Genomic DNA, 20377 nt, shown 5'->3' on the forward strand with positions numbered 1-20377 from the left:
TGCGATCAGTGCACCTTGGCGACCATGAAGTCGACGGCGGCTTCGACTTCGTTGTCCTTCAGGCTCGGATTGCCGCCGCGCGGCGGCATCGTGCCCTTGTTGCCGGTGAAGCCCTCGAGCGCGTGCTTGTACAGCGTCGGCTTGCCTTGCGCGATGCGCGGCGCCCAGTCGTCCTTGTTGCCGGCGATCGGCGCGCCGGCCGCGCCCGTCTGGTGGCACATGAAGCACACGCTCTTGAATACCTTCTCGCCGGCGGGGTTCGGCGCGTCCGCGGCGGCCGTCGTCACGGGCGCCGCGGGTGCCGCATCGCTCGAAGCGGCGGGCGTGGATGCGGCCGACGGGCTCGCGTTCGCGGACGCATCGACCGTGACGGACGCGGCGGGCGCGATCGACGCCGACGCGGCGGCGGGCGGCGCGCCGCCGTCGCGCTGGCCGCAGGCCGACAGGCCGAGCGCGAGCGCGAATCCGACGGCGGTGATCGACAGGTTTCGTATCTTCATGGTGATTTCCTCGTGGGGGGTGTCAGGATGCGATTGCCTGCGCGCCGGGCGACGATCCGCGCGCGCAAGGGAGTTCGTGGCCGAGCAGCGGCGCTTCGGCGAGCCGCTCGATCAGCACGCGGACGTTGCGCCACGGCTCGCCGCCGAATTCGGTGACGGGATCGGCGAGCACGCGGCCGTCCGGCGTGTGCAGGTGGTTCGGGCGCGCGGCGCCGGGCAGCGCGTGGTGCGGCGCGGTGTCGATGCGCATCGCGGCTTCGCCCCAGCGCCAGTCCATCGCGTACTCGCGCGCGTTCGCGATGCGCAGTGTCAGCTCGACGCCGTTCGCGAGGCGCACGTCGAGCGCGTCGCGCCGCAGCGTGACCGATTCGACGCAGGCGGCATCGAAATCGGTTTCGATCCGCTCCTTCAGTTCGATGTGCAGCATCGTCATGCTCCTTGCGCGAGCAGCAGCGCGCGCAGTTGTTCGCGAATCGTCTCGTGCGTGTCGGCGAGCGTCTTCGCGCCGAGGTAGTGCTCGTAGGCCGGGTGCGCGTCGATTTCGCCCGTGGCGATCTTCGCGAGGAGCGCCGCTTCGTCGGTCGCGCCGTATGGGGCGAGCAGGCGCTTGCGGTCCTCGCGCACGTCGTAGAGCAGACGGCTCAGCGCGTCGATCTGCTGGGCCGCTTCGTTGGGCAGGTTGCGAAAGAAGTGGGTCATTTCGTGGTCCTCACATCGTCTGGTCCTTGACGACGCCGCCGTCGGTCGTCGCCATGTCCGGCGTGATCTCGTCGAAGCGATACAGCTTGCCTCCCTCGGCCTTCGCGAAGCGCGCGGCGTCCGCCTCGGCGGCGAACGACGCGAACGTCTGGCCCATCGCGCCCAGCTTCTTCGAGCCGATCACGTAGATCGCGCGCTTCGCGTCGATCCAGTGGCCGACCGGGTGCTGCCAGCCGGTCGCGCCCATGTCCTGCACATACAGCGCGCGGACCTTGCGGTCGTGCTCGGGGCGCAGGTAGACGGAAAAGAGCCCGAGCGTGTCGCAGAAGAAGTCCGGCTCGCCGTCCGCATAGACGATCTGCGCCTTCGGGCCCGGGTAGTCCTTCAGGCTCATGCCGTCGAGCACGCTGACGGTCGCGTCGGTGATCTCGTGCGGCGGCGGCGGCGTTCGCGAGTCGTAGCCGCACGCGGCGACGAGCACGGCGGCGGCGAGCGCCGCGAAGCCCGTGCGGACGGCGGCGGGAGGGAAACGGCGTTTCATCGATTGAATCTCCAGGCGGCGAGGCCGAGCGGCGCCGCGATCCACGCGAGCATCACCGGGCCGAGCAAGAGGGGCGACGCGAGGGCCGCGGGAAATGCGCTGACCGCGCCGTACATCGTGCGCAAATCGCCCGGGCCGAAGATGTTCAGCACGCGGAACACGTCGGCGGGATTGAGCAGCAGCAACAGCGGCAGCGCGGGGCCGAGCCCGGCACCGCTCGTGAGCACGAGCGCGCCGAGCAGCAGCAGGTCGTACACGAGCACGAAGAAGAACCACAGCGCGATGGCGACGCCGCTCGCCGACGCGCGGCTCGCGCAGAACGCCGACGCGCACACGGCGAGGCTCAGGAACACCCAGCCGAGCAGCACCGCGCTCAGCACGAAGCCCGCGTACTGATACCAGTCGGCGATGCTCACGCGCGGGGCGATCACCGCGCCCGCCGCGCCGAAGCCCGCGAGCGTCGCGCAGGTGAGCGCGGCCGCGAGGCCGACGTACTTGCCGACGAGCAGCTCGGTGCGGGTGAGCGGATACGACAGCAGCAGGTTCAGCGTGCCGCGCTCGCGCTCGCCGACGAGCGCGTCGAAGCCGAGAATCAGCGCGATGAGCGGCAGCAGGTAGATCGCGAGGCTCACGAGGCTCGCGATCAGCGGCTCGATCCCGTGAAAGCCGACGGCGCCTTGCGCGGCCGCGCCGAAATACGAGATCGCGAGCGTGAACGCGGCGAACACGAGCGAGATCGCGAGCACCCAGCGGTTGCGGAGCCGGTCGTGGAATTCCTTGCCGGCGATCACGCGGATTTGCGCCCACGGCGAGCGAGGAGTCGGTGCGTTCATGGGTTCTCCTCGCATCCGGCATAGCCGAGGAACAGGTCTTCGAGCGACGGCTCGTGGATGTGCACGTCGACGATGCGCGCGGCGAGCGGCGACAGCGCGGCGAGCGCCGCCATCTTCGCGTCGCGCGGGCACGCGAACGCGATGCGCCGGTCGCGCACCGTCGGCTCGCCGAACGGCGCGCGGCGCAGCGCGGCTTCGATCTCGCGCGTGTCGCCGTCGGGCAGCACGAGCTCGATCGTGAGCGGCAGGTTCGTCTCGCCGCGCAGTGCGTCGACGCTGCCCACCGCCTGCAGCCGGCCGGCGCGCACGATCGCGAGGCGATCGACGCGCTGCTGGATCTCGGCGAGGATGTGCGACGTGATGACGATCGTCGTGCCCGCGCGCCGGCGCTCGTTCAGCGCGAGGTAGAACGCGCGGATGCCGGCGGGATCGAGCCCGTTCGTCGGCTCGTCGAGGAACAGCAGGCGCGGATCGCCGAGCAGCGCCTGCGCGAAGCCGAGCCGCTGCCGCATGCCTTTCGAATACTCGCGGACCTTGCGCGCGGCCGCGTGGGCCAGGCCCACCTCGGCGAGAAGCGGCGCGCACGCGGCCGCGTCGACGCCTTTCAGGCGCGCGAAGAAGCGCAGCGTCTCGAAGCCGGTCAGGTTGTCGTAGAGCACGACGTTTTCCGGCAGATAGCCGAGCGTGCGCCGGATCGCGCGAAACCGCAGGTCGCGGGCCGATACGCCGGCGATCCGCACGTCGCCCGCGTCCGCAGCGACGAGGCCGAGCATCAGCTGGAACAGCGTGCTCTTGCCCGCGCCGTTGCGGCCGATGAGGCCGAACAGCTCGCCCGGCGCGATCGCGAGATCGACGCCGTCGACCGCGCGCACCGCGCCGAACGTCTTGATGACGCCTGCCAGCTCGATCATTGCTTGCCCACCCATTTTGGCCAGTCGGCGTGCGCGGCGCGCATGCGCGGCGCGTCGTCGACGACGCTCGGCACCGCGAGCAGCGGAAACTGCCGCGCGACGACGCGCAGCGCCTGCACGGCCGGGCTGTTCATTAGCACCTTGACCGACGGCACGCGCCAGGTCAGCCGGTCGACGAGATCGTTCGCCTTGTACGGCACGTCGCCGACGCCGCGGCCGCGCCGGTCCCAGCCGAGGTAGTTGCTCCAGTAGTTGCCGGGCCACGCCACGTCGCTCGCGGCGACGTAGCGGATCTGCTCGCGGTTGGCCGCGAAATCGTTGCCCGTCACGTCGTTGTGGATCGAGCCGCCCCACAGATGCACGCCGACCTTGTTGTCGACGACGAGGTTGCCGCGGATCGTGTTGTACTCGGCGTCGTAGATGAACAGGCCGCGCTGGTTGCCGGCGACGACGTTGTTCTCGATCAGCGAATCCTGGATCGTGCGCAGCATGATGCCGTGATCGGTGTTGCCCCATACCCGGTTGTTGCGCACGATCTGGTTGCGCGCCTCCATGATCGCGAGGCCCCCGCGGTTGTGATAGACGTTGTTGCCGTCCCAGACGTTGTAGTACGAGTTCATGTAGTGCGTGCCGTAGCGCACGTCGTGGATCGTGTTGTGCTCGAAGCGCGCGTGATGCGACACGTCGACGTAGATGCCGTCGCGCGCGTAGCTGATCGTGTTGCCGGCGATGCGCGCGCCCGTCGTGTTGTAGAGCTGGATGCCGTTGCCGCGCCTGGGCGACAGGAAATCGCGCTTGCCGACGATCACGTTGCCGGTGACGCGCACGTCGGCCGAGCCCTCGATCCACAGGCCGAACAGGTTGTAGACGAGCTCGCAGTGATCGATCCGCGCGCGATCGGAGCCGGGCTGCACGTAGACGCCCGCGTTCTGCGCGGTGAGGCTCGCGCCGCTGTCGACGATCGAAAAGCCGCTGATCGTCACGTCCGGCGCGGCGACGCGGATCACGTCGCCCGCGAGGCCGCCGTCGATCGTCGGGCGGCCGACGCCGCGCAGCGCGAGGCGCTTGTCGATTCTCAGGTTCTCCTCGTAGCGGCCGCGCTGCACGAGCACCGTGTCGCCCGGCTGCGCGGCGGCGATGGCCGCGCCGATGCGCTCGCCCGGATGCACGGCGAGCGTCGCCGCGAATGCGGCGTGCATCAGCAGCGGCGCCGCGGCGAGCGTCGCGAGAGCGTGGGGTGTCGGCATCGTTTGTCGTGGGGGCGTGGGTTCGTGTAGTCGTCGGGTCCGGCCGAGTCGTGCTGGTCTCGCGCGTGTCGAAACGCGCGCCGCCGTGCGCGGTCACGGGCATGCCGGCATGGCTGCCCGGCATCGGCGAGCGGCGCGTGCGGCGCGCGTTGCCGCGCGCTACGCCTCGACCAGCATCCGCGAGCGCATCTCGAGGTGCAGCGCGTGGCAGAAGTTCGTGCAGAAGCACCAGAACACGCCGGGCTTGTCTGCGATGAACGTCACCGATTGAGTCTGCTGCGGATGCACGACGAAGTTGATGTTGTAGAACGGAATCGCGAAGCCGTGCGTCAAGTCCTCCACCTTGTCGAGATTGGTCAGGATGATCGTGACCTCGTCGCCTTTCTTCACGGTCCATTCGCGCAGCCCGAAGGTCGGCGCCTGCGACGTCAGATAGACGGTGACCTTCCTGCCGTGCCGCTCGACGCGGCTGTCCTTCGCGTTCTTCACCGCGAGCGGGAACTCGTCGAGGGTGTAGATCTGCCGCGTCTTGATGATGTCGCGGCGCACGACGATCGAGTCGTGCGGCTCCGGATACGTCGGGTGATCGGCGACGAGCTGCATCTTCTCGCCGCTGATGTCGATCAGTTGCGCGCTGTCCGGATGCAGCGGCCCGACGGGCAGGTAGCGGTCCTTCGAGAATTTGTTGTCCGAGATGAAGAACTGGCCGTCCGGCTCCTTCGTCTCGCCCATCGACGTGAAGCCGTGGCCCGGTTGATAGTGCACGTCGATCCGGTCGACGACGACCTTCGCCGCCTTGTCGCCCTTGTATGCCTTGATCGCCTCGTCGACGCTCCACTTGACGATCTGGCTGTCGAGAAAGAGCGTCGTGTACGCGTAGCCCTTGCCGTCGAAGCCCGTGTGCAGCGGCCCGAGGCCGATCTCCGGCTCCGCGACGACGGCGTCGCGCGGCTCCTTCAGCTCGCCCGCGAACCACTTGAGCATCAGCTCGTGCGAGATCAGCGTCGCGGTGGGCGACAGCTTGCCCGAGCACGCGTAATACTTGCCGTCGGGCGATGCGTTCACGCCGTGCGGATTCTTCGGCACGGGCACGTAGCAGGTGAGGGCCGTCTTCGGGTCGGCGTTCGCCGCGCGCGTGCCGTCGACGACGGGCACGGGCGAATTGCCGATCTTGAAGAACCTGCCGTTCTTCACCGCCTCCTCGATGCGCGCGACGTGGAAGAACACGCACGCGTCGCGCTCGGCGGCCATCATCTCCTCGTAATGGACGCCGTTCTCGGTGTTGTACTGGTTCGAGCACGCGAGCTTGCCGTCGTACGACGTCGCGACGAGGTCCATGTTGCCGTCGATCTTCACCTGCCAGCGCGGCTGCATCGTCTTCGCGTCGACGCACGTGAACAGGCAGTAGTACTTCTTCGGATCGTTCAGGTCGCGGCCGTCGTTCGGGTGCGGAATGTGGAACTCGTTGCCGCAGAACACGCGCGTCGTGTAGTTGATCTTGTCGTCGAGCGGGTCGCGCTTGTCCGGGAAGATGCCGTGAAAGCCCTGCACGTTCGGCAACGGCGTGATTGCGTCGCATTCCATCGTGTCGAGGCGCACGCGCGCGATGCGCGCGTTGATCTTGTCGTTGACGAAGATGTACTTGCCGTCGTACGTGCCGTCCGTATAGGACATGTGCACGTGATGCGTGTCGCCCGTGAAGTACTCGAGCTGGCCGTTGGCCTTCGTGCCGATGATCTTGCGCGATTCGTTCGTGATGCCCCAGCCGGACATGCAATCGATGTTGTAGACGGGAATGCGCCGGATCTCGCGTCCGGACGGCAGGCCGTGCACGCGCAGGTCGCCCGAGTGGCCGCCGCTTGAGAACGCGTAGTACGTATCGAGCTTGCCCGGATGCACTTCGTATTTGCTGAAGTCGATCGCGGGGGCGGGGTTCGCGCCGCTCGCCGCGCTCGCGCCGCCCGCCGCCGCGGTGGATGCGTCGCCGCCCTTGTTGCAGCCCGCGAGGCCGAGCGACAGGCTCGCGCCCGCGAGCCCCGCAACCGCCGACGACGCGAGGAACTTGCGCCGCCGCGCGTCCTGCGGCGCTGCCGCCGCTTCAGTGTTTTCCTTCGAATTAGCCATCACATTCTCACTCATTGATTCGTTTTCAACGCCGGGCCAAGACCCGTTTCCGCTTTCGATACCGGTAATCCAGGCTGACCGGTGACGATTTGCGCCGCATCGCGACAATCTGTCGCTCGATAGACGTTCCCCCGTGGCGGGCCAAACATGACTGCAAATGAACACTGCGAGTAAGGCGATCGGAATTTTTGTTTTCGTGATTCCCTTGTGATTTGACGGAAAGATCTCCGCAGCTAGTGTCGTGTTCCGCCTATTCGCGAGAAATGATCGGCCTCAAGAAAAAGAGCGTAACGGCGCACGGCGCGCGCGATCGTTGGGGGCAAGGTTGAACGGCGTCAAACAATTCGGGCGGGCGACGCCGGACGGCATCCGCCGAAACGCCGGGCCGGATGCCTGGGGGACACTTTTCGCGCGCTCGGCAACGCCGCTTGCGTGAGGCGCATCGGAGGCCGCATTCGGCGACTGCGGCGATTTCGGCGACTCGCGCGCGTCGCGCGAGCGGGGCGGCGTCCGTCGCCCGGCGCATTTGCCGCTTTTGCTTGATCGAGATCACGCAGCCGACCGATCCGAAAAAACGATAATCGTTCGGTGTCCGGATGTCGTCCGGGCAGCGATGTGCATGACGCCAATCGTTTTCGGAAATTCAATCCTTGTCCGGTTTCAAGAAACTCGTCGGATCGTCGCTCGCGCTCGCCGCCGTCATCGCATTGACGCTCGGGCTCGCGCTGAGGGCCCCGCAGGTATACGTGCAGGGCACGTACGTGTTCGGCACGCGCGTGCAGCTCGCGATCTACGGCGTGCCGCTCGATCGCGCGCAGCAGGCGACGAACGCGGTGTTCGCGCACTTCCAGGCGATGCAGCGCGATCTGCACGCATGGCGGCCGTCGGAGATCACGCGCCTTAACCGAAGCATCGCCGCGGGCGAGCCGTTTCGCGCATCGCCCGCGACGGCCGAGATCCTGCGCGCGGCGCGCAGGCTGTCGCTCGACACGCAGGGGCTCTTCGAGCCCGGCATCGGGCGGCTCATTCGCCTCTGGGGCTTCCAGTCCGATCAGTTTCGCGTCGCGCCGCCGTCGCGCGACGCGGTGCGGCGCGAGGTCGCGCGCGGCGCGCGCATCGCCGATCTCGCGATTTCGGCCGACGGCGTCGTGACGAGCGCGAACCGCGCGGTCGCGGTCGATCTTGGCGGCTTCGCGAAGGGCTGGGCGCTCGACGATGCGGCCGCGATCCTCAGGAAGCAGGGGATCGGCAATGCGCTGATCGACGTCGGCGGCAATCTGCTCGCGCTCGGCAGCAAGGGCGGCGCGGCGTGGCGCGTCGGCGTGCAGGACCCGCGCAAGCCCGGCACGCTCGCGACGCTCGAGCTGCGCGACGGCGAGGCGATCGGCACGAGCGGCGATTACGAGCGCTTCTTCCAGGCGGACGGCGTGCGCTACTGCCACATCCTCGATCCGCGCAGCGGCTTTCCCGCCGCGCGAAGCGAGGCCGCGACGGTGCTCGTCGCGCCCGGCCCGCACGCGGGCGCGCTGTCCGACGGCGCGAGCAAGCCGCCGTTCATCGCGGGGCCCGCGGCGATGCCGCTCACGCGCGGGCTCGGCGTCGAAGCGGTGCTGATCGTCGATGCGCAAGGGCGCGTGTGGGCGACCGACGCGATGGCCGCGCGCGTGCGCTTCGCCGATCCGGCGCTGCGCGCCGCGCGGCTCGATTGAACGACGGAGCGCCGCCGCGATGACGAACGGACCACATGGACTACATGGACCGCACGGACCGCACGGACCGTGCATCGACGTGCAGGACGTGAGCCTCCATCGCGGCGGCCGCGCGATCCTGCAGCGCGTGCGCGTCTCGATCGGGTACGGCGAGCTGGTTGCGATGGTCGGGCTGAACGGCGCGGGCAAGACGTCGCTGCTGTCGCTCGTCGCGACGCTCGTCGCGCCGAGCGGCGGACGGATTTTCGTCGACGGCTTCGATGCGCTCGCGCAGCCCGCGCGCGTGCGCGAGCGCATCGGCGTCGTGTTTCAGGAGTCGGCGCTCGAGGCGCGGCTCACCGCGCGCGAGAACCTGTGGTTCATCGCGCATTGCCAGGGGCTGGCGGGGCGCGCCGCGCGCGCGCGCGTGGACGAGCTGCTCGATGCGCTCGGCCTCGGCGCGCAAGCGGCGACGCTGGTGCGCCGGCTGTCGGGCGGCGAGCGCAGGCGGCTCGAGCTCGCCCGCGCGCTCGTCGCGAAGCCGCGCGTGCTGCTGCTCGACGAGCCGACGCTCGGCCTCGACGTCGCCGCGCGCGATGCGTTCTGGACCGAGATCAAGCGGCTCGTCGCCGGCGGCCGCACGGTGCTGTGCTCGACGCATCACACGGACGAGGCGTGCGACGCCGATCGCGTCGTCGTGCTGGATCGGGGCGAACTCGTCGCGCTCGGCTCGTGGCGCGCGATGCGCGCGCCCGTGCCCGGCGTGATCCGGCTGCGCGTGCCGGACATCGACGCGGCGCGCCGCTGGCTCGCCGAGCACGGCTATCCGGCCGAAGTCGACGCGCAGGGCATCTCGGTCGCGGGCGCCGATCCGCAGGCGGTGCTGCCGGCGCTGCTGCGGCAGATGCCGTGCCGCGTGCTCGGCGCGGATATCGCCGCGCCGGGGCTGAAGGACGTCGTCGGCCACTGGATCGCCGCGCGCCGGGGCGGCTGCGCCGCGCCGCCGCTCGTCGGGAAGCCGGCATGAACGCCGTCGCCGCGATCGTCTGGTTCGACCTGAAGCGCTTCTGGGCGTCGCCGCTGCGAATCCTGTTCGGGCTCACGCAGCCGCTGCTGTACCTGTTCGTGCTCGGCGCGGCGCTGCGAAGCGGCACGTACGCGGAAATCGGCGGCTATCAGGCCTACATCTTCCCGGGCGTGATCGGGCTGTCGCTGATGTTCACCGCGATCTCGGCCGCGATCGGCATCGTGCACGACCGGCAGACCGGCCTTCTGAACGCGCTGCTCGTGTCGCCCGTGCGCCGCGTCGACATCGCGCTCGGCAAGATCGGCTCGGGCGCGCTGATCGCGTGGCTGCAGGCGCTGCTGCTGCTGCCGTTCTCGCCGACGATCGGAATCGGCGTGACCGCGCCGCGCCTCGCGCTGCTCGTCGCGGCGATGGCGTTCGCCGCGCTCGTGTTTTCCGCGCTGGGGCTCGCGCTCGCGCTGCCGTTCCGGTCGGTGATCGTGTTTCCGGTCGTGTCGAACACGTTGCTGCTGCCGATGTTCTTCCTGTCGGGCGGGCTGTATCCGCTCGATCTGGCGCCGGACTGGGTGCGCGCGGCGGCCGCGCTCGATCCTGCCGCCTACGGCGTCGACCTGATGCGCGGCGTGCTGAGCATGCAGTTCGCGATCGCGCCGTCGCGCTCGATCGCGGCGCTTGCGGCGTGCCTCGTCGTCGCGGGCGCGCTCGTCGTGCGCGGGGTCGGGCGGCGGGACGCGTAGCGCGCGAGGCGGGGCGCGAAGCCGGGTGAGGGCTCGCTCGCGCAGCCGCCGCAGCCGCCGGGCGCGGATTCGCGGTGCGGCCGGCCGGTCGTGGCCGCCGTTGCGGCCGTCGGCGGCGACCGGCCTTCGATGCGCGTTGCCCGGCACCGCGACCGGCTTGGCACGGGATGCCGAGCGCACCGTGAACCGGTCCCGATGGCACAATGCACGGCGGCACGCCGTCCCGCCGGTCGGCAAGGAAGAGGCGAGGCTCACGCACGAAGCGGATGCTCCGCACGCGTTGAATCGCATGCGCCCGATGTCGTGACGAGCCGCAGCCCTCACTCACTGTCAGGAAACCGCCGCCATGAAGAAGCTCGTCAACCACCCGTCCGACGTCGTGCGCGAAATGCTGGAGGGCATCGCGCGGCAGTCGCCGCATGTCGCGATGCTCGGCGACGAACACGTGCTGATCCGGCGCCCCTTGCCGGAGCCGGCGCGGCGTGCGGTCGCGATCATCTCCGGCGGCGGCAGCGGCCACGAGCCGGCGCACGGCGGCTACGTCGGCGCGGGGATGCTGAGCGCGGCCGTGTGCGGCGAGGTCTTCACGTCGCCGCCCGCCGATGCGGTGCTCGCCGCGATTCGCGCGACCGCGGGCCAGAACGGCGCGCTCCTCATCGTGAAGAACTACACGGGCGATCGCCTCAATTTCGGGCTCGCGGCCGAGCTCGCGCGCGCGCAGGGCATTCCGGTCGAGATCGTCGTCGTCGCGGACGACGTGTCGCTGCGCGAACTCACCGAGCGCGGGCGCCGCCGCGGCATCGCCGGCACCGTGCTCGTGCACAAGCTCGCCGGCGCGGCCGCCGAGCGCGGCCTCGCGCTGCGGGAGGTGGCCGCCGTCGCGAGCGAGGCGGCGGCGAATCTCGGCACGATGGGCGTCGCACTCGACGGCTGCACGATTCCGGGCGCCGGGCAATCGGGCTTCCGCCTCGCCGATCACGAGATCGAGCTCGGATTGGGCATTCACGGCGAAAAGGGCGTGCAGCGCACGGCGCCGATGCCGGCCGACGCGCTGTCGGAAACGCTCGTGGCGACGATCGTCGACGATCAGGCGATCGCGCGCGGCGATCGGGTCGCGCTTCTGGTGAACGGGCTCGGCGCGACGCCGGACATGGAGCTCGGCATCGTGCTGCGCGCGGCGTACGACAGCCTGAGCCGGCGTGGCGTCGAGGTGGCGCGCGCGTGGGCGGGCACGTTCCTGTCCGCGCTCGACATGCCCGGCTGCTCGATTTCGCTGCTCAAGCTGAACGATCGCATGCTCGAACTGCTCGACGCGCCGACGCAAGCGCGAGCGTGGCCGGGCGGCGGCGCGGTGAACCGGGACATTCGCGTGGCCGCCGCCGGGACCGGCGCAGGAGACGGACAGCCGGAATGGGCGACGGCCGGCGCGGCGGGTTCCGACGGACTGCGGCCCGCGCTGCATGCGGTTGCCGCCGCGCTGATCGACAGCGAGCCCGTGTTGACCGAGCTCGATTCCGTCGCCGGCGACGGCGATCTGGGCGCGAGCATGCGCCGCGCGGCGAACGCGATGCTCGCGCTGCCCGCCGATGCGTATCGAGGGCCGGCGAACCTGCTCGCCGCGCTGGGCATGGCGCTGCGCCGGGCGATCGCGGGCAGCTCCGGGCCGTTTTACGCAACGGCGCTGGTGCGCGCGGGCCGCCGGCTCGCCGATGCATCGGCGCCGACCGCGCGCGACTGGGCGAGCGCGTTCCGGAGCGGTGTCGACGCGATCGGCGATCTGGGCGGCGCGAAGCCCGGAGACCGCACGATGCTCGACGCCTTGGTGCCCGCCGTCGATGCGTTCGAGCACGCGCTGTCGGCGGGCGGGAGCGCGAGCGATGCGTGGGCGGCGGCGGTGCGCGCCGCGGAGGCAGGCGCGGCGAAAACCGCGGGCATGACGCCGCGCGCGGGGCGCGCGAGCTATCTGGGCGAGCGCGCCGTGGGCTCGCCCGACGGCGGCGCGGTGGCCGTGGCGTGCTGGATGCGCGCGTTGCAGCCGCACGTCGCGTAGCGGCGAGTCGCGTGCTTTCCGGCGGGCGAGCGCCGTTCGGCAAGCTCAAAACACATTGCGCGGTCGCATCGTCGCCGACCGGCGCACGGCTCTTTCGGCGGCGCGTCATCGGCGTGAACGGGCGCTAGTCCGGCATGCCGAGGATGCCGCGCGCATCTTGCCCCGGGAGCGCATCGGCGGCGTACGAGAAATCGCCGTCGCGCTGCCGATTGGCGAGCTGCTGCAGCAGTAGCCGATAGCCAGGCCCGCGCGGTCGAGGCGCGAATGCAGATCGCGGCGCTCGCCGGCGTCCCGATAGCGCGTGCTTTGCGGGCCGACCATGCGATTGTCCTGCGGCAGCACGATGTACGGCGTGAGCGGCATCAACGCGCGCAGCAGCCAGGGCGCGCGCGTCATGTTCAGTGCGAAGCTGAGCCGGCACCGGTCGCGCGATTCCGGCACGCAGGGATGGAATATCGGCAGATCGATGTCCGGCGTGTAGCGTCCGTACGCGATCGCGACCGAGCTGCGCACGTGCACGTGAATCGCCACGTGAACGTCCTGATACGTCGCGCGCAGGCCGCCGAACCAGCGCATGATCGGCGCGATCGATTTGTGCGTGCAGCGCCGGATCATCGTCACCGTCTCGGACGCGAAGCGCACCTCGACGCGGTCCTGGTCGGATCGTTCGTCGCCGAGCAGATTCGCATGCAGGTAGTCCGCGTGCGTCAGGTCGAGCAGGTTCTCGAGGAACAGTGGCGTGCAGCAATCGAGCCGCATGTTGCCCTGCATGCGCACGGGCAGCCCGCCTTCGCGAGGCAGGAACGGCACGTCGGGCACGAGCGCGTCGCTCGCGTCTTCCGGATCGCCATACCAGATCCATACGTAACCGAATCGCTCGACCACCGGATAGCTTCCGGCGGCATCGGCCGGCAAGCCGGCGGCGGGGCCCGCGGCGGGCAGCTCGGGATGCCGCCGCGACGCATGAACGCGTCCGCGGGCGCGCCACAGGTAGCACGGCTGCGAGTAAATCTGCCAACGCGAGGCGCGCTCGCCGACTTCGAACGTATGGGCGAGCGGAAACCACGCGTTGCGCAAGCAAAACCGGTTGGGCACCCAGTCGCCTTCGTCGCGGCTGCTCGTCGCGCCGATGTCTTCTTCGTCAACGGTCGCCATCATCTGCTCCTCTCGCACGGCAATCGGTCGGACCCGACCGGAATGACGCGCGCGTCGCGCGAGCACGACGCGTCGAGTTTCGACAGCGCGCGTCCGTCGACGTGTTCGAGCATCGCGAACGGCGGGCGGCGCAGCCGCGCCCACAGGCGAAACAACGTGGCGCCGGGGCCGCCGGTATCGGCCGAGACGCCGCCGCGCCACAGGACGTTCGTCGTGCCGCGCGCCGCGGGCGTCATGGCCACGGACGCCCACAGCATCGGCGCGCCGTCGCGCGTGTCGATTTCGACCGATGCGGGCGCGCCGTCCTGCGGCGGCGCGAGCCGAAGCGTCCACGGATAATGCGCGCCGAAACGGTGATCGTGCCGGCGCGCCGCCCACGTGACGCCGCGCTCCATGTCGATGCGTCCGCCGCGCGGCTCGGGATCGGCGATCACGTAGTCCGTGATGCGCAGGCCCGCGATGCGCATCAGCAAGTGCGGGCCGTCGGCGAGCGCGGCGACATATTCGTCGTAGGCGACGGTCACCGTCGCGCAGCCGGCGAAGCGCTGCGCGCAGCGCGACGCGCGCGCGAACGCCGCGGCCAGCTCACGCGTGTCGACGCCGAGCGCCGCGCGTCCCCATACGTAGCCGTCGCGCTCGAACGTCTCGTACGCGCGCGCCGCGTAGTGCGCCGGCACCCGCTCGTCGTGCGACAGATTGGGGATCGCGACGCACGCGCCGCTCGCGCCGTCATAGGTCCAGCCGTGATAGCCGCACTGCAGCCGGCCCTCGGGCGTCACGCGGCCGAGCGACAGCGGCGCGCGCCGATGCGCGCACCGGTCCTCCATCGCGCGGGCGGCGCCGGCCGCATCGCGAAACAGCACGATCGGCTGCCCCATGCACATGACGGCGAGCGGGGCCTTGCCGCTCACCTGCTCGGACAGCGCGAGCGGCAGCCAGCGCGCGGCGGAGTCGGAAAGAAGCGGAACGACGGTATCCATGGGCATTTATCGCGACGGGCGCGATACCTCCGGCAATCCCGGCAGACGGGCGTCGCCGCCGGCCGCATGCGCCTGCGGCGCGCGAAATTCCGCCGGCGAATCGCACGCACCCGCCTGCGGCGAGCGTAGCGGGCTCTGCTTCGCGAGCCGGTGGGTCGACATCGCGCTCAACCATGTCATCGCAAGCGTCGCGATCAGCAGAACCGTGTACAGCGAAGCGGGGATGATCCGCAACTGGAGGCCGATCGCGAGCACCATCAGCTCGACCGTGCCGCGGCAGTTCATCAGCACGCCGATGAGCGTCGCTTCCGCGCGGTCGATGCCGCACAGTCGCGCGCCCGCGTAGCAGCCGGCGAATTTCGCCGCCACGCCGCCGATCAGGAAGGCGGCGAGCCATCCCCAGGCCGCGCCCGTGTCGAGCGCCGAAAACGACGCCTGAAAGCCCATGCTCACGAAAAAGAGCGGAATCAGGACGAGGTCGGCCAGTCCCGCGAAGCGCGCGTCCCACAACCGCCGCAGATCGTCTCGGCCCGCCAGGTTGGCGGCCGCGACGAGCGCGCCGAACGCGCCGTGAAAACCGAGCCGCGACGCGGCCCACGACGACAGCAGCACGTAGCAGAGCGCGCAGATCAACGTGGCGGAGCCGCTGCCGGCCCGGCGGGTCCGATCGAGCAGCCCGAGGACGATCTTGCGCACGAGCGTGATCGACACGACGACGAACGCGGCGAGCGCGCACATCGCGCGCACCGTCGATGCGGGCGACAGACCCGAGGTCGCGATCGCGCCGACGGCCGCGAGCATCAGCCAGCCGAGCGAGTCGGTCAACGTCGCCGAGAGAATCGACAGCGTCGCCGACGGGCGCTCGGCGATGCGCGCATCCGCGACGATGCGCATCATGACGGGCAACGCCGACACGGACAGCGCGATGCCGCAGAACAGCACATAGGCGAGATGCGACGCCTGCGGCCGGAACGATCCGGATGACGCGACGGCGATCGCGCAGCCCGCCGCGAACGGCAGCGCCATGCCGAATCCCGCGATGACGGTCGCGACGAACCCGGCCGAGCGCTTTTGCGGAATCCGCCAGGTAATGTGCATGCCCGTCTGAAACATCAGGAACACGAGCCCGAGCTCGCCGAGCCTCGACAGGAGCGCGGCCGTGTCCTCGCCGATCAGCGCGCCGTGCCCGGCCACGGTGAGCGTGCCGAACGCCGACGGGCCAAGCAGCAGCCCGGCGAGCAGTTCGCCGACGACCCGGCCCGGCCCGAACCGTTGCGCGAGCGCGCCGAGCGCGAATGCGACGATGACCACGACGCACAGCTGCAGTATCCAGTCAGTCATCTTCGTTCGCTCCTCGCGTTCGATGCGCGCGTGCCCGCCGGCGATGCCGGCGGCTCGGCCGCGGCGACCGGCCTGCGCGCGGCGGCTACATCGCGGCGACCCGCTGCAGGCCCAGTCGAGGCTGGGTCGAGACGTAGAGCCCGTCGAGCGCCATGTTCGCCGACAGGCAGGGCAGGCCCTCGATCGCATCGAAGAATCGCGCGTTGTCCTCGACTTCCGCGCTGCCGATCGCCGACGCGAGCACGCGCTTGTCCTTGCGAAGCGCGAGGTTCTGGTCGATGCGGCGGGACATTTCGCCCATCAGGTGCGACGTGGCCTGCTCGGCGTCGGCAATGTCCTCGAGGCCCGAGACGAGGTTCAGGAACGCGCGCCGGATGTCGCCCGTCTCGATCATGTAGTGGCTCAGCTCGTCGGCCTTGCTGTAGTAGCCGAGCTTGCCGTGCGCCTCGTAGAACGTCTGCACGAACACGAGGAAGCGCAGATAGGCCTGCCGGTAGCTGTCGCGATAGTACGCGGCGGCTTCCCGCTCGGACACCTCGCCGCGCAGGATGCTGGCGAGCGACGCGGCGGCGAGCATGCCGCTGTACATCGCGAGATGCACGCCCGTGGACAGCAGCGGATCGAGAAAGCACGCGGCGTCGCCGGACAGGAAGTAGCCGTCGGCCGCGAACGAATCGCAGCTGTACGAATAATCCTGTTCGGTCTTCAGCGGCGTGACGAGGCGTGCGCGTTGCGTGAGCTTCGTCATCACCGGGCTCAGCGCGAGCGCCTGCTCGTACACCTGCTCGAGCGAGCCCGCGCGCTTGGCCGCGACGAACGCGTCGCGGTGCATGACGACGCCGACGCTCGTCGGGCGATCGGCGAGCGGGATCGCCCACCACCAGCCGTCCGGAATCGAGCTGACGAGAATCGAGCCCGGCGCGCAATCGTCGGGCCAGCTCAAGCCTTCCCAGTAGCCCCACGCGGCGACGTTGCGGAAGATCTCGTGGAATTTGCGGTTGTCCAGATAGCGGGTCGACATCAGTCCGTTGCGCCCGGACGCGTCGACGAGGTAGTCGAACTCGACGGTGGCCGTCTCGACGGAATCCTGCGCAACGCACAGCGCGGCGCACGGGCGGCCGTCGTCGAACAGGATCTCGCGCACGCCGACGCCTTCGTGCACCCGCGCGCCGACCGCGCGCGCATGCTGCAGCAGCAACTGATCGAATTCCTCGCGGCGCACCTGATAGCTGTAATGATAGGTGCCGCCGAGCTCGCCGAAATCGAGCTTCCAGGTCTCGCCCTTCCAGTTGAAGTACGCGCCGGGCTTGCGCTGAAAGCCGTGGCGGTCGAACGTGTCGCGCGCGCCCATCAACGTGAGGATTTCGAGACACGACGGCAGCAGCGATTCGCCGATGTGATAGCGGGGAAACACCTCCTTGTCGACGAGCGTGACCTCGACGCCTTCACGGGCGAGAAATGCCGCGCTGGTCGCGCCGGCCGGCCCGCCGCCGATGACGAGGACCCGTGTGCGATTAGGCAGACGCATGTTGTTTCTCCTTGTATGGGGGGACGTCATGATCGCGAACGCGCGCACACTTCGGACCGGCCATTCGATTCGGGTCGCATGCCGAATCGGCCGGACGCCGGCCTCGCGGATCATGCCCCGGGCGGTGCCCCGGGGGCTCGTCAGTTGGCGAGCGCCATTTTGTTGACCTCGTACTTGTAATCGAGGAAGGCAATGAAGCTGCGGAAATGATCGTCGACGATCGATTGCGCCTCCGCACGCTTGTCGGCGGACAGCGGCGCGTCGAAGAAAACCGATTCGTTGATCGAATGATCGAGTTCGCTGTCGATGTGCTCGGCGCCCAAATAGCGAAGCGTGTTGCCCGTATCCGCTTCGTAGGCCGCCGCGAGCTTGCGCGACGTCGTGAAAAAGACTTTCGACGTGGCCTCGCCGGCCTCCATCGACGCCATCTTCAGCAGCGGGCAGTTTCCGCAGCGGCGCGCGCGCGACACGAGCGAGTACATGTACTTGCGCACGGGGCCGCCGAGATCGTCCCAGATCACGTTGATCGCACTTTCGCAATCGAACGCGCGATTGTTCACGCCGAGCGTCTTGATGTCCGTCACCATCATGTGCCAATGCTCGCTGTCGACGTCGACGTGATCGTTGATCGCGTTCTGCAACTCGTCTTCCGGCTTCTCGTAGTGGTAATACATGCGGTTGATGTCGCGAAACGTCATGGCCAGGTGAATCAGAAGCGGCGACCAGACGCGCATCATTTCCTTGATTTGGGCAAGCGTGACCGCTTCGAGCTGCGGAAAGACCGGGTGATCGAGGAGAGCGGCCTTTTTTTCATGAATTGTTTCAATAATTTCCCTCATGGCGAAAACTCCTGTGGTGACGGGCCGTATTGTGGTTTTGGGCCTTGGCGAAGCATTGAAAGCCGGGCGGATTGTCCTGCCTCACGACGGAGTCTAGGTGCAAATCCGGATATGTCAATGAAACGGGAGATGGAATTTTAAAGGCGAATTGAATGATGGAGACCCGGATTTTTATAAAAATTAAAAACCGATTGGTAATTGAATTTGATAAATGGTGTTTGATGATTTGAAGGATTGATTTTTACGGTAATAATGCAATTTGGCGTGATTGCGGTAAACGGTCGGATTGAGAATTTTGCTCGGCGAACTTCTCGGCCAGGTAACGCTGGAGCGCGCGTCGGCCGCGCGAGCGGGCGAAAGCGATGCGGCTCGCCGGCTCCACCGGCTCCACCGGCTCCACCGGCTCCACCGGGTTCGGCGCCGTCGCGTTCGGCACCAGGCAGGCGAGCGGCCCGTTCGGCATCCGTGATGCTCGTGCTGTTCCTGCGCAGCGTCATGCGCCACAACGCGCTGAACCTGTACTGCGCCGTGCTCGCGGCGATCACGTCGGCGCGGAGGTTCGCGTACCGGCGGGCTCCGACCGCGAAGGCGCGGGCCGTGGTGTCCGTCGCGATCCTCCCCGTGTGCCGCCATGCGGCGATCAGTAGCGCGCGGGCGTTCGCGTCGGCGGCGGGCCGGCGCGGGGATTCGGCGCGCCTGTCCGGCCGGGGCGAGGACCGGCAAAATCGGACGCCGCACGGCGCAGCGCGGCCCGCGTCGGCGGCGCTCGGCGATGCGCGGCGACGCAAGCGACGCCGCGCTCGATCGCTCCGAAACGGAGCAGCGTGTGCCGAATTCGAACAGGCGATGCGCGCTATCCAATCGGCCGTTCATGAAAGCACGGCGTTTTCGCGGGATGGTACGGTTCGTGCGTTTTCGTTTCCCGGACAGACAGGCGATTTCACACGAGACGCACTGACACAACCAGGAGACGACATGAGCTATCTGAACATCGCGCAGCGCACCGACAGTTTCTTCATTCCCTGCGTGACCTTGATCGGCCCGGGCTGCGCGCGAGAGACGGGCGTGCGCGCCAAATCGCTGGGCGCGAAAAAGGCGCTGATCGTGACCGACGCGGGGCTGCACAAGATGGGGCTGTCCGAGATCGTCGCGGGCCATATCCGCGACGCGGGGCTTCAGGCCGTGATCTTCGCGGGCGCGGAGCCCAACCCGACCGACGTCAACGTGCACGACGGCGTCGAGCGCTTTCAGCGCGAGGGATGCGACTTCATCGTATCGCTCGGCGGTGGGTCGTCGCACGACTGCGCGAAAGGCATCGGGCTCGTCACGGCCGGAGGCGGGCATATCCGCGACTATGAAGGGATCGACAAATCGACGGTGCCGATGACGCCGTTGATTTCGATCAACACGACGGCGGGCACGGCCGCGGAGATGACGCGATTCTGCATCATCACGAACTCCAGCAATCACGTCAAAATGGCGATCGTCGACTGGCGCTGCACGCCGCTCATCGCGATCGACGATCCGTGCCTGATGGTGGCGATGCCGCCCGCGCTGACGGCCGCGACAGGCATGGACGCGCTCACCCACGCGGTGGAGGCCTACGTTTCCACCGCCGCGACGCCGATCACCGACGCCTGCGCCGAAAAGGCCATCGCGCTGATCGGCGAATGGCTGCCGAAGGCCGTCGCGAACGGCGAATCGATGGAGGCGCGCGCGGCCATGTGCTACGCGCAGTACCTCGCCGGGATGGCGTTCAACAACGCGTCGCTCGGCTACGTGCATGCGATGGCGCACCAGCTCGGCGGGTTCTACAACCTGCCGCACGGGGTCTGCAACGCGATCCTGCTGCCGCACGTGTGCGAGTTCAACCTGATTGCCGCGCCCGAACGGTTCGCCACCATCGCGTCGCTCCTCGGCGTCAATACGGCCGGATCGAGCACCGTCGACGCCGCCCGGGCGGCCATTGCGGCGATCCGCGGGCTCAGCGCCTCGATCGGCATCCCCGCCGGCCTGGCCGCGCTGGGCGTCAAGGCCGAAGATCACGAGGTGATGGCGAGCAACGCGCAGAAGGACGCGTGCATGCTGACCAATCCGCGCAAGGCGACGCTCGCGCAGGTCATCGCGATCTTCGCGGCGGCGATGTGAGCGCGATCGTCACGCCGTAGCGCGCGCCG

18 protein-coding genes and 1 pseudogene are annotated in these 20377 nt (G+C 69.0%); 5 read left to right on the forward strand and 14 right to left on the reverse strand.

The genetic code is table 11. From position 1 onward, the window contains the following. Positions 1 to 5: 5 nt before the first annotated feature. The 8 genes from BTH_RS24015 to nosZ all read right to left on the reverse strand — a co-directional run bounded on the left by BTH_RS24015 (position 6) and on the right by nosZ (position 6870). Positions 6 to 500 (reverse strand): c-type cytochrome, encoded by a 495-nt coding sequence (locus BTH_RS24015; RefSeq protein WP_009890995.1) that lies wholly within the window; start codon positions 498 to 500, stop codon positions 6 to 8. 22 nt (positions 501 to 522) lie between these two features. Further along, complete coding sequence (locus BTH_RS24020) at positions 523 to 927, reverse strand: hypothetical protein (RefSeq protein ID WP_009890997.1); 405 nt, start codon at positions 925 to 927, stop codon at positions 523 to 525. A 2-nt stretch (positions 928 to 929) separates the two neighbouring features. Next, positions 930 to 1199 carry a hypothetical protein gene (locus tag BTH_RS24025; protein ID WP_009890999.1) on the reverse strand — a complete coding sequence of 90 codons (270 nt, stop codon included), beginning with the start codon at positions 1197 to 1199 and terminating at the stop codon, positions 930 to 932. Positions 1200 to 1209: 10 nt separating this feature from the next. Further along, on the reverse strand, positions 1210 to 1740 hold the full coding sequence (locus tag BTH_RS24030) for a nitrous oxide reductase accessory protein NosL (RefSeq protein ID WP_009891000.1): 531 nt from the start codon (positions 1738 to 1740) through the stop codon (positions 1210 to 1212). After that, the gene (locus BTH_RS24035; protein ID WP_009891002.1) at positions 1737 to 2573 is read right to left on the reverse strand and encodes an ABC transporter permease; all 837 of its coding nucleotides are present in this window, start codon (positions 2571 to 2573) and stop codon (positions 1737 to 1739) included. The genes BTH_RS24030 and BTH_RS24035 overlap by 4 nt, the downstream gene beginning before the upstream one ends. After that, positions 2570 to 3484, reverse strand: coding sequence for an ABC transporter ATP-binding protein (locus BTH_RS24040; RefSeq protein WP_009891004.1), 915 nt, complete (start codon positions 3482 to 3484; stop codon positions 2570 to 2572). The genes BTH_RS24035 and BTH_RS24040 overlap by 4 nt, the downstream gene beginning before the upstream one ends. After that, complete coding sequence (locus BTH_RS24045) at positions 3481 to 4731, reverse strand: nitrous oxide reductase family maturation protein NosD (RefSeq protein ID WP_009891006.1); 1251 nt, start codon at positions 4729 to 4731, stop codon at positions 3481 to 3483. Before BTH_RS24045 ends, BTH_RS24040 begins: the two co-directional genes overlap by 4 nt. A 159-nt stretch (positions 4732 to 4890) precedes the next feature. Then, a complete protein-coding gene (nosZ, locus tag BTH_RS24050) occupies positions 4891 to 6870 on the reverse strand; it encodes a TAT-dependent nitrous-oxide reductase (protein WP_080511513.1) in 1980 nt (659 codons plus the stop codon). Between the two features lie 635 nt (positions 6871 to 7505). Between nosZ and BTH_RS24055 the strand changes: the two genes are divergently transcribed. The 4 genes from BTH_RS24055 (at position 7506) to BTH_RS24075 (ending at position 12357) form a co-directional block, all read left to right on the forward strand. Beyond that, positions 7506 to 8564, forward strand: coding sequence for an FAD:protein FMN transferase (locus BTH_RS24055; RefSeq protein ID WP_009891009.1), 1059 nt, complete (start codon positions 7506 to 7508; stop codon positions 8562 to 8564). Positions 8565 to 8583: 19 nt separating this feature from the next. Continuing rightward, positions 8584 to 9570, forward strand: coding sequence for an ABC transporter ATP-binding protein (locus BTH_RS24060; RefSeq protein WP_011402328.1), 987 nt, complete (start codon positions 8584 to 8586; stop codon positions 9568 to 9570). Beyond that, the gene (locus BTH_RS24065; protein WP_009891013.1) at positions 9567 to 10307 is read left to right on the forward strand and encodes an ABC transporter permease; all 741 of its coding nucleotides are present in this window, start codon (positions 9567 to 9569) and stop codon (positions 10305 to 10307) included. The genes BTH_RS24060 and BTH_RS24065 overlap by 4 nt, the downstream gene beginning before the upstream one ends. Before the next feature lie 346 nt (positions 10308 to 10653). After that, a complete protein-coding gene (locus BTH_RS24075; protein ID WP_009891016.1) occupies positions 10654 to 12357 on the forward strand; it encodes a dihydroxyacetone kinase family protein in 1704 nt (567 codons plus the stop codon). A gap of 124 nt (positions 12358 to 12481) precedes the next feature. On the opposite strand, the pseudogene BTH_RS24080 reads toward BTH_RS24075, so the two are convergent. From BTH_RS24080 to BTH_RS35310, 6 genes and pseudogenes are all read right to left on the reverse strand, one after another. Continuing rightward, a pseudogene (locus tag BTH_RS24080) lies at positions 12482 to 13512 on the reverse strand (oxygenase). Continuing rightward, positions 13512 to 14492, reverse strand: a complete 981-nt coding sequence (locus BTH_RS24085) for a Rieske 2Fe-2S domain-containing protein (RefSeq protein WP_009891018.1) — start codon at positions 14490 to 14492, stop codon at positions 13512 to 13514. Before BTH_RS24085 ends, BTH_RS24080 begins: the two are co-directional and overlap by 1 nt. A 6-nt stretch (positions 14493 to 14498) precedes the next feature. Continuing rightward, the gene (locus tag BTH_RS24090; protein ID WP_009891019.1) at positions 14499 to 15833 is read right to left on the reverse strand and encodes a cation:proton antiporter; all 1335 of its coding nucleotides are present in this window, start codon (positions 15831 to 15833) and stop codon (positions 14499 to 14501) included. An 85-nt stretch (positions 15834 to 15918) separates the two neighbouring features. Beyond that, positions 15919 to 17361, reverse strand: coding sequence for an NAD(P)/FAD-dependent oxidoreductase (locus BTH_RS24095; protein WP_009891021.1), 1443 nt, complete (start codon positions 17359 to 17361; stop codon positions 15919 to 15921). A 140-nt stretch (positions 17362 to 17501) separates the two neighbouring features. Then, on the reverse strand, positions 17502 to 18200 hold the full coding sequence (locus BTH_RS24100) for a hypothetical protein (RefSeq protein ID WP_009891023.1): 699 nt from the start codon (positions 18198 to 18200) through the stop codon (positions 17502 to 17504). 241 nt (positions 18201 to 18441) lie between these two features. Beyond that, positions 18442 to 18663: a hypothetical protein gene (locus BTH_RS35310; protein ID WP_154660006.1), complete on the reverse strand. Its 222-nt coding sequence runs from the start codon at positions 18661 to 18663 to the stop codon at positions 18442 to 18444. 512 nt (positions 18664 to 19175) lie between these two features. Between BTH_RS35310 and BTH_RS24105 the strand changes: the two genes are divergently transcribed. Further along, a complete protein-coding gene (locus BTH_RS24105) occupies positions 19176 to 20348 on the forward strand; it encodes an iron-dependent methanol dehydrogenase (protein ID WP_025369356.1) in 1173 nt (390 codons plus the stop codon). Positions 20349 to 20377: the final 29 nt, after the last annotated feature.

Origin of the sequence: Burkholderia thailandensis E264 (assembly GCF_000012365.1) — a bacterium.
Classification (GTDB): domain Bacteria; phylum Pseudomonadota; class Gammaproteobacteria; order Burkholderiales; family Burkholderiaceae; genus Burkholderia; species Burkholderia thailandensis.

Bases quoted from the DNA above. Each gene is read 5' to 3' on its own strand.
- nosZ (WP_080511513.1), bottom strand. From the start codon at position 6,870: ATGAGTGAGAATGTGATGGCTAATTCGAAGGAAAACACTGAAGCGGCG.
- BTH_RS24105 (WP_025369356.1), top strand. From the start codon at position 19,176: ATGAGCTATCTGAACATCGCGCAGCGCACCGACAGTTTCTTCATTCCC.
- BTH_RS24030 (WP_009891000.1), bottom strand. From the start codon at position 1,740: ATGAAACGCCGTTTCCCTCCCGCCGCCGTCCGCACGGGCTTCGCGGCG.
- BTH_RS24040 (WP_009891004.1), bottom strand. From the start codon at position 3,484: ATGATCGAGCTGGCAGGCGTCATCAAGACGTTCGGCGCGGTGCGCGCG.
- BTH_RS24020 (WP_009890997.1), bottom strand. From the start codon at position 927: ATGCTGCACATCGAACTGAAGGAGCGGATCGAAACCGATTTCGATGCC.
- BTH_RS24100 (WP_009891023.1), bottom strand. From the start codon at position 18,200: ATGAGGGAAATTATTGAAACAATTCATGAAAAAAAGGCCGCTCTCCTC.
- BTH_RS24095 (WP_009891021.1), bottom strand. From the start codon at position 17,361: ATGCGTCTGCCTAATCGCACACGGGTCCTCGTCATCGGCGGCGGGCCG.
- BTH_RS35310 (WP_154660006.1), bottom strand. From the start codon at position 18,663: ATGCCGAACGGGCCGCTCGCCTGCCTGGTGCCGAACGCGACGGCGCCG.
- BTH_RS24090 (WP_009891019.1), bottom strand. From the start codon at position 15,833: ATGACTGACTGGATACTGCAGCTGTGCGTCGTGGTCATCGTCGCATTC.
- BTH_RS24045 (WP_009891006.1), bottom strand. From the start codon at position 4,731: ATGCCGACACCCCACGCTCTCGCGACGCTCGCCGCGGCGCCGCTGCTG.
- BTH_RS24025 (WP_009890999.1), bottom strand. From the start codon at position 1,199: ATGACCCACTTCTTTCGCAACCTGCCCAACGAAGCGGCCCAGCAGATC.
- BTH_RS24085 (WP_009891018.1), bottom strand. From the start codon at position 14,492: ATGGATACCGTCGTTCCGCTTCTTTCCGACTCCGCCGCGCGCTGGCTG.
- BTH_RS24015 (WP_009890995.1), bottom strand. From the start codon at position 500: ATGAAGATACGAAACCTGTCGATCACCGCCGTCGGATTCGCGCTCGCG.
- BTH_RS24075 (WP_009891016.1), top strand. From the start codon at position 10,654: ATGAAGAAGCTCGTCAACCACCCGTCCGACGTCGTGCGCGAAATGCTG.
- BTH_RS24060 (WP_011402328.1), top strand. From the start codon at position 8,584: ATGACGAACGGACCACATGGACTACATGGACCGCACGGACCGCACGGA.
- BTH_RS24065 (WP_009891013.1), top strand. From the start codon at position 9,567: ATGAACGCCGTCGCCGCGATCGTCTGGTTCGACCTGAAGCGCTTCTGG.
- BTH_RS24035 (WP_009891002.1), bottom strand. From the start codon at position 2,573: ATGAACGCACCGACTCCTCGCTCGCCGTGGGCGCAAATCCGCGTGATC.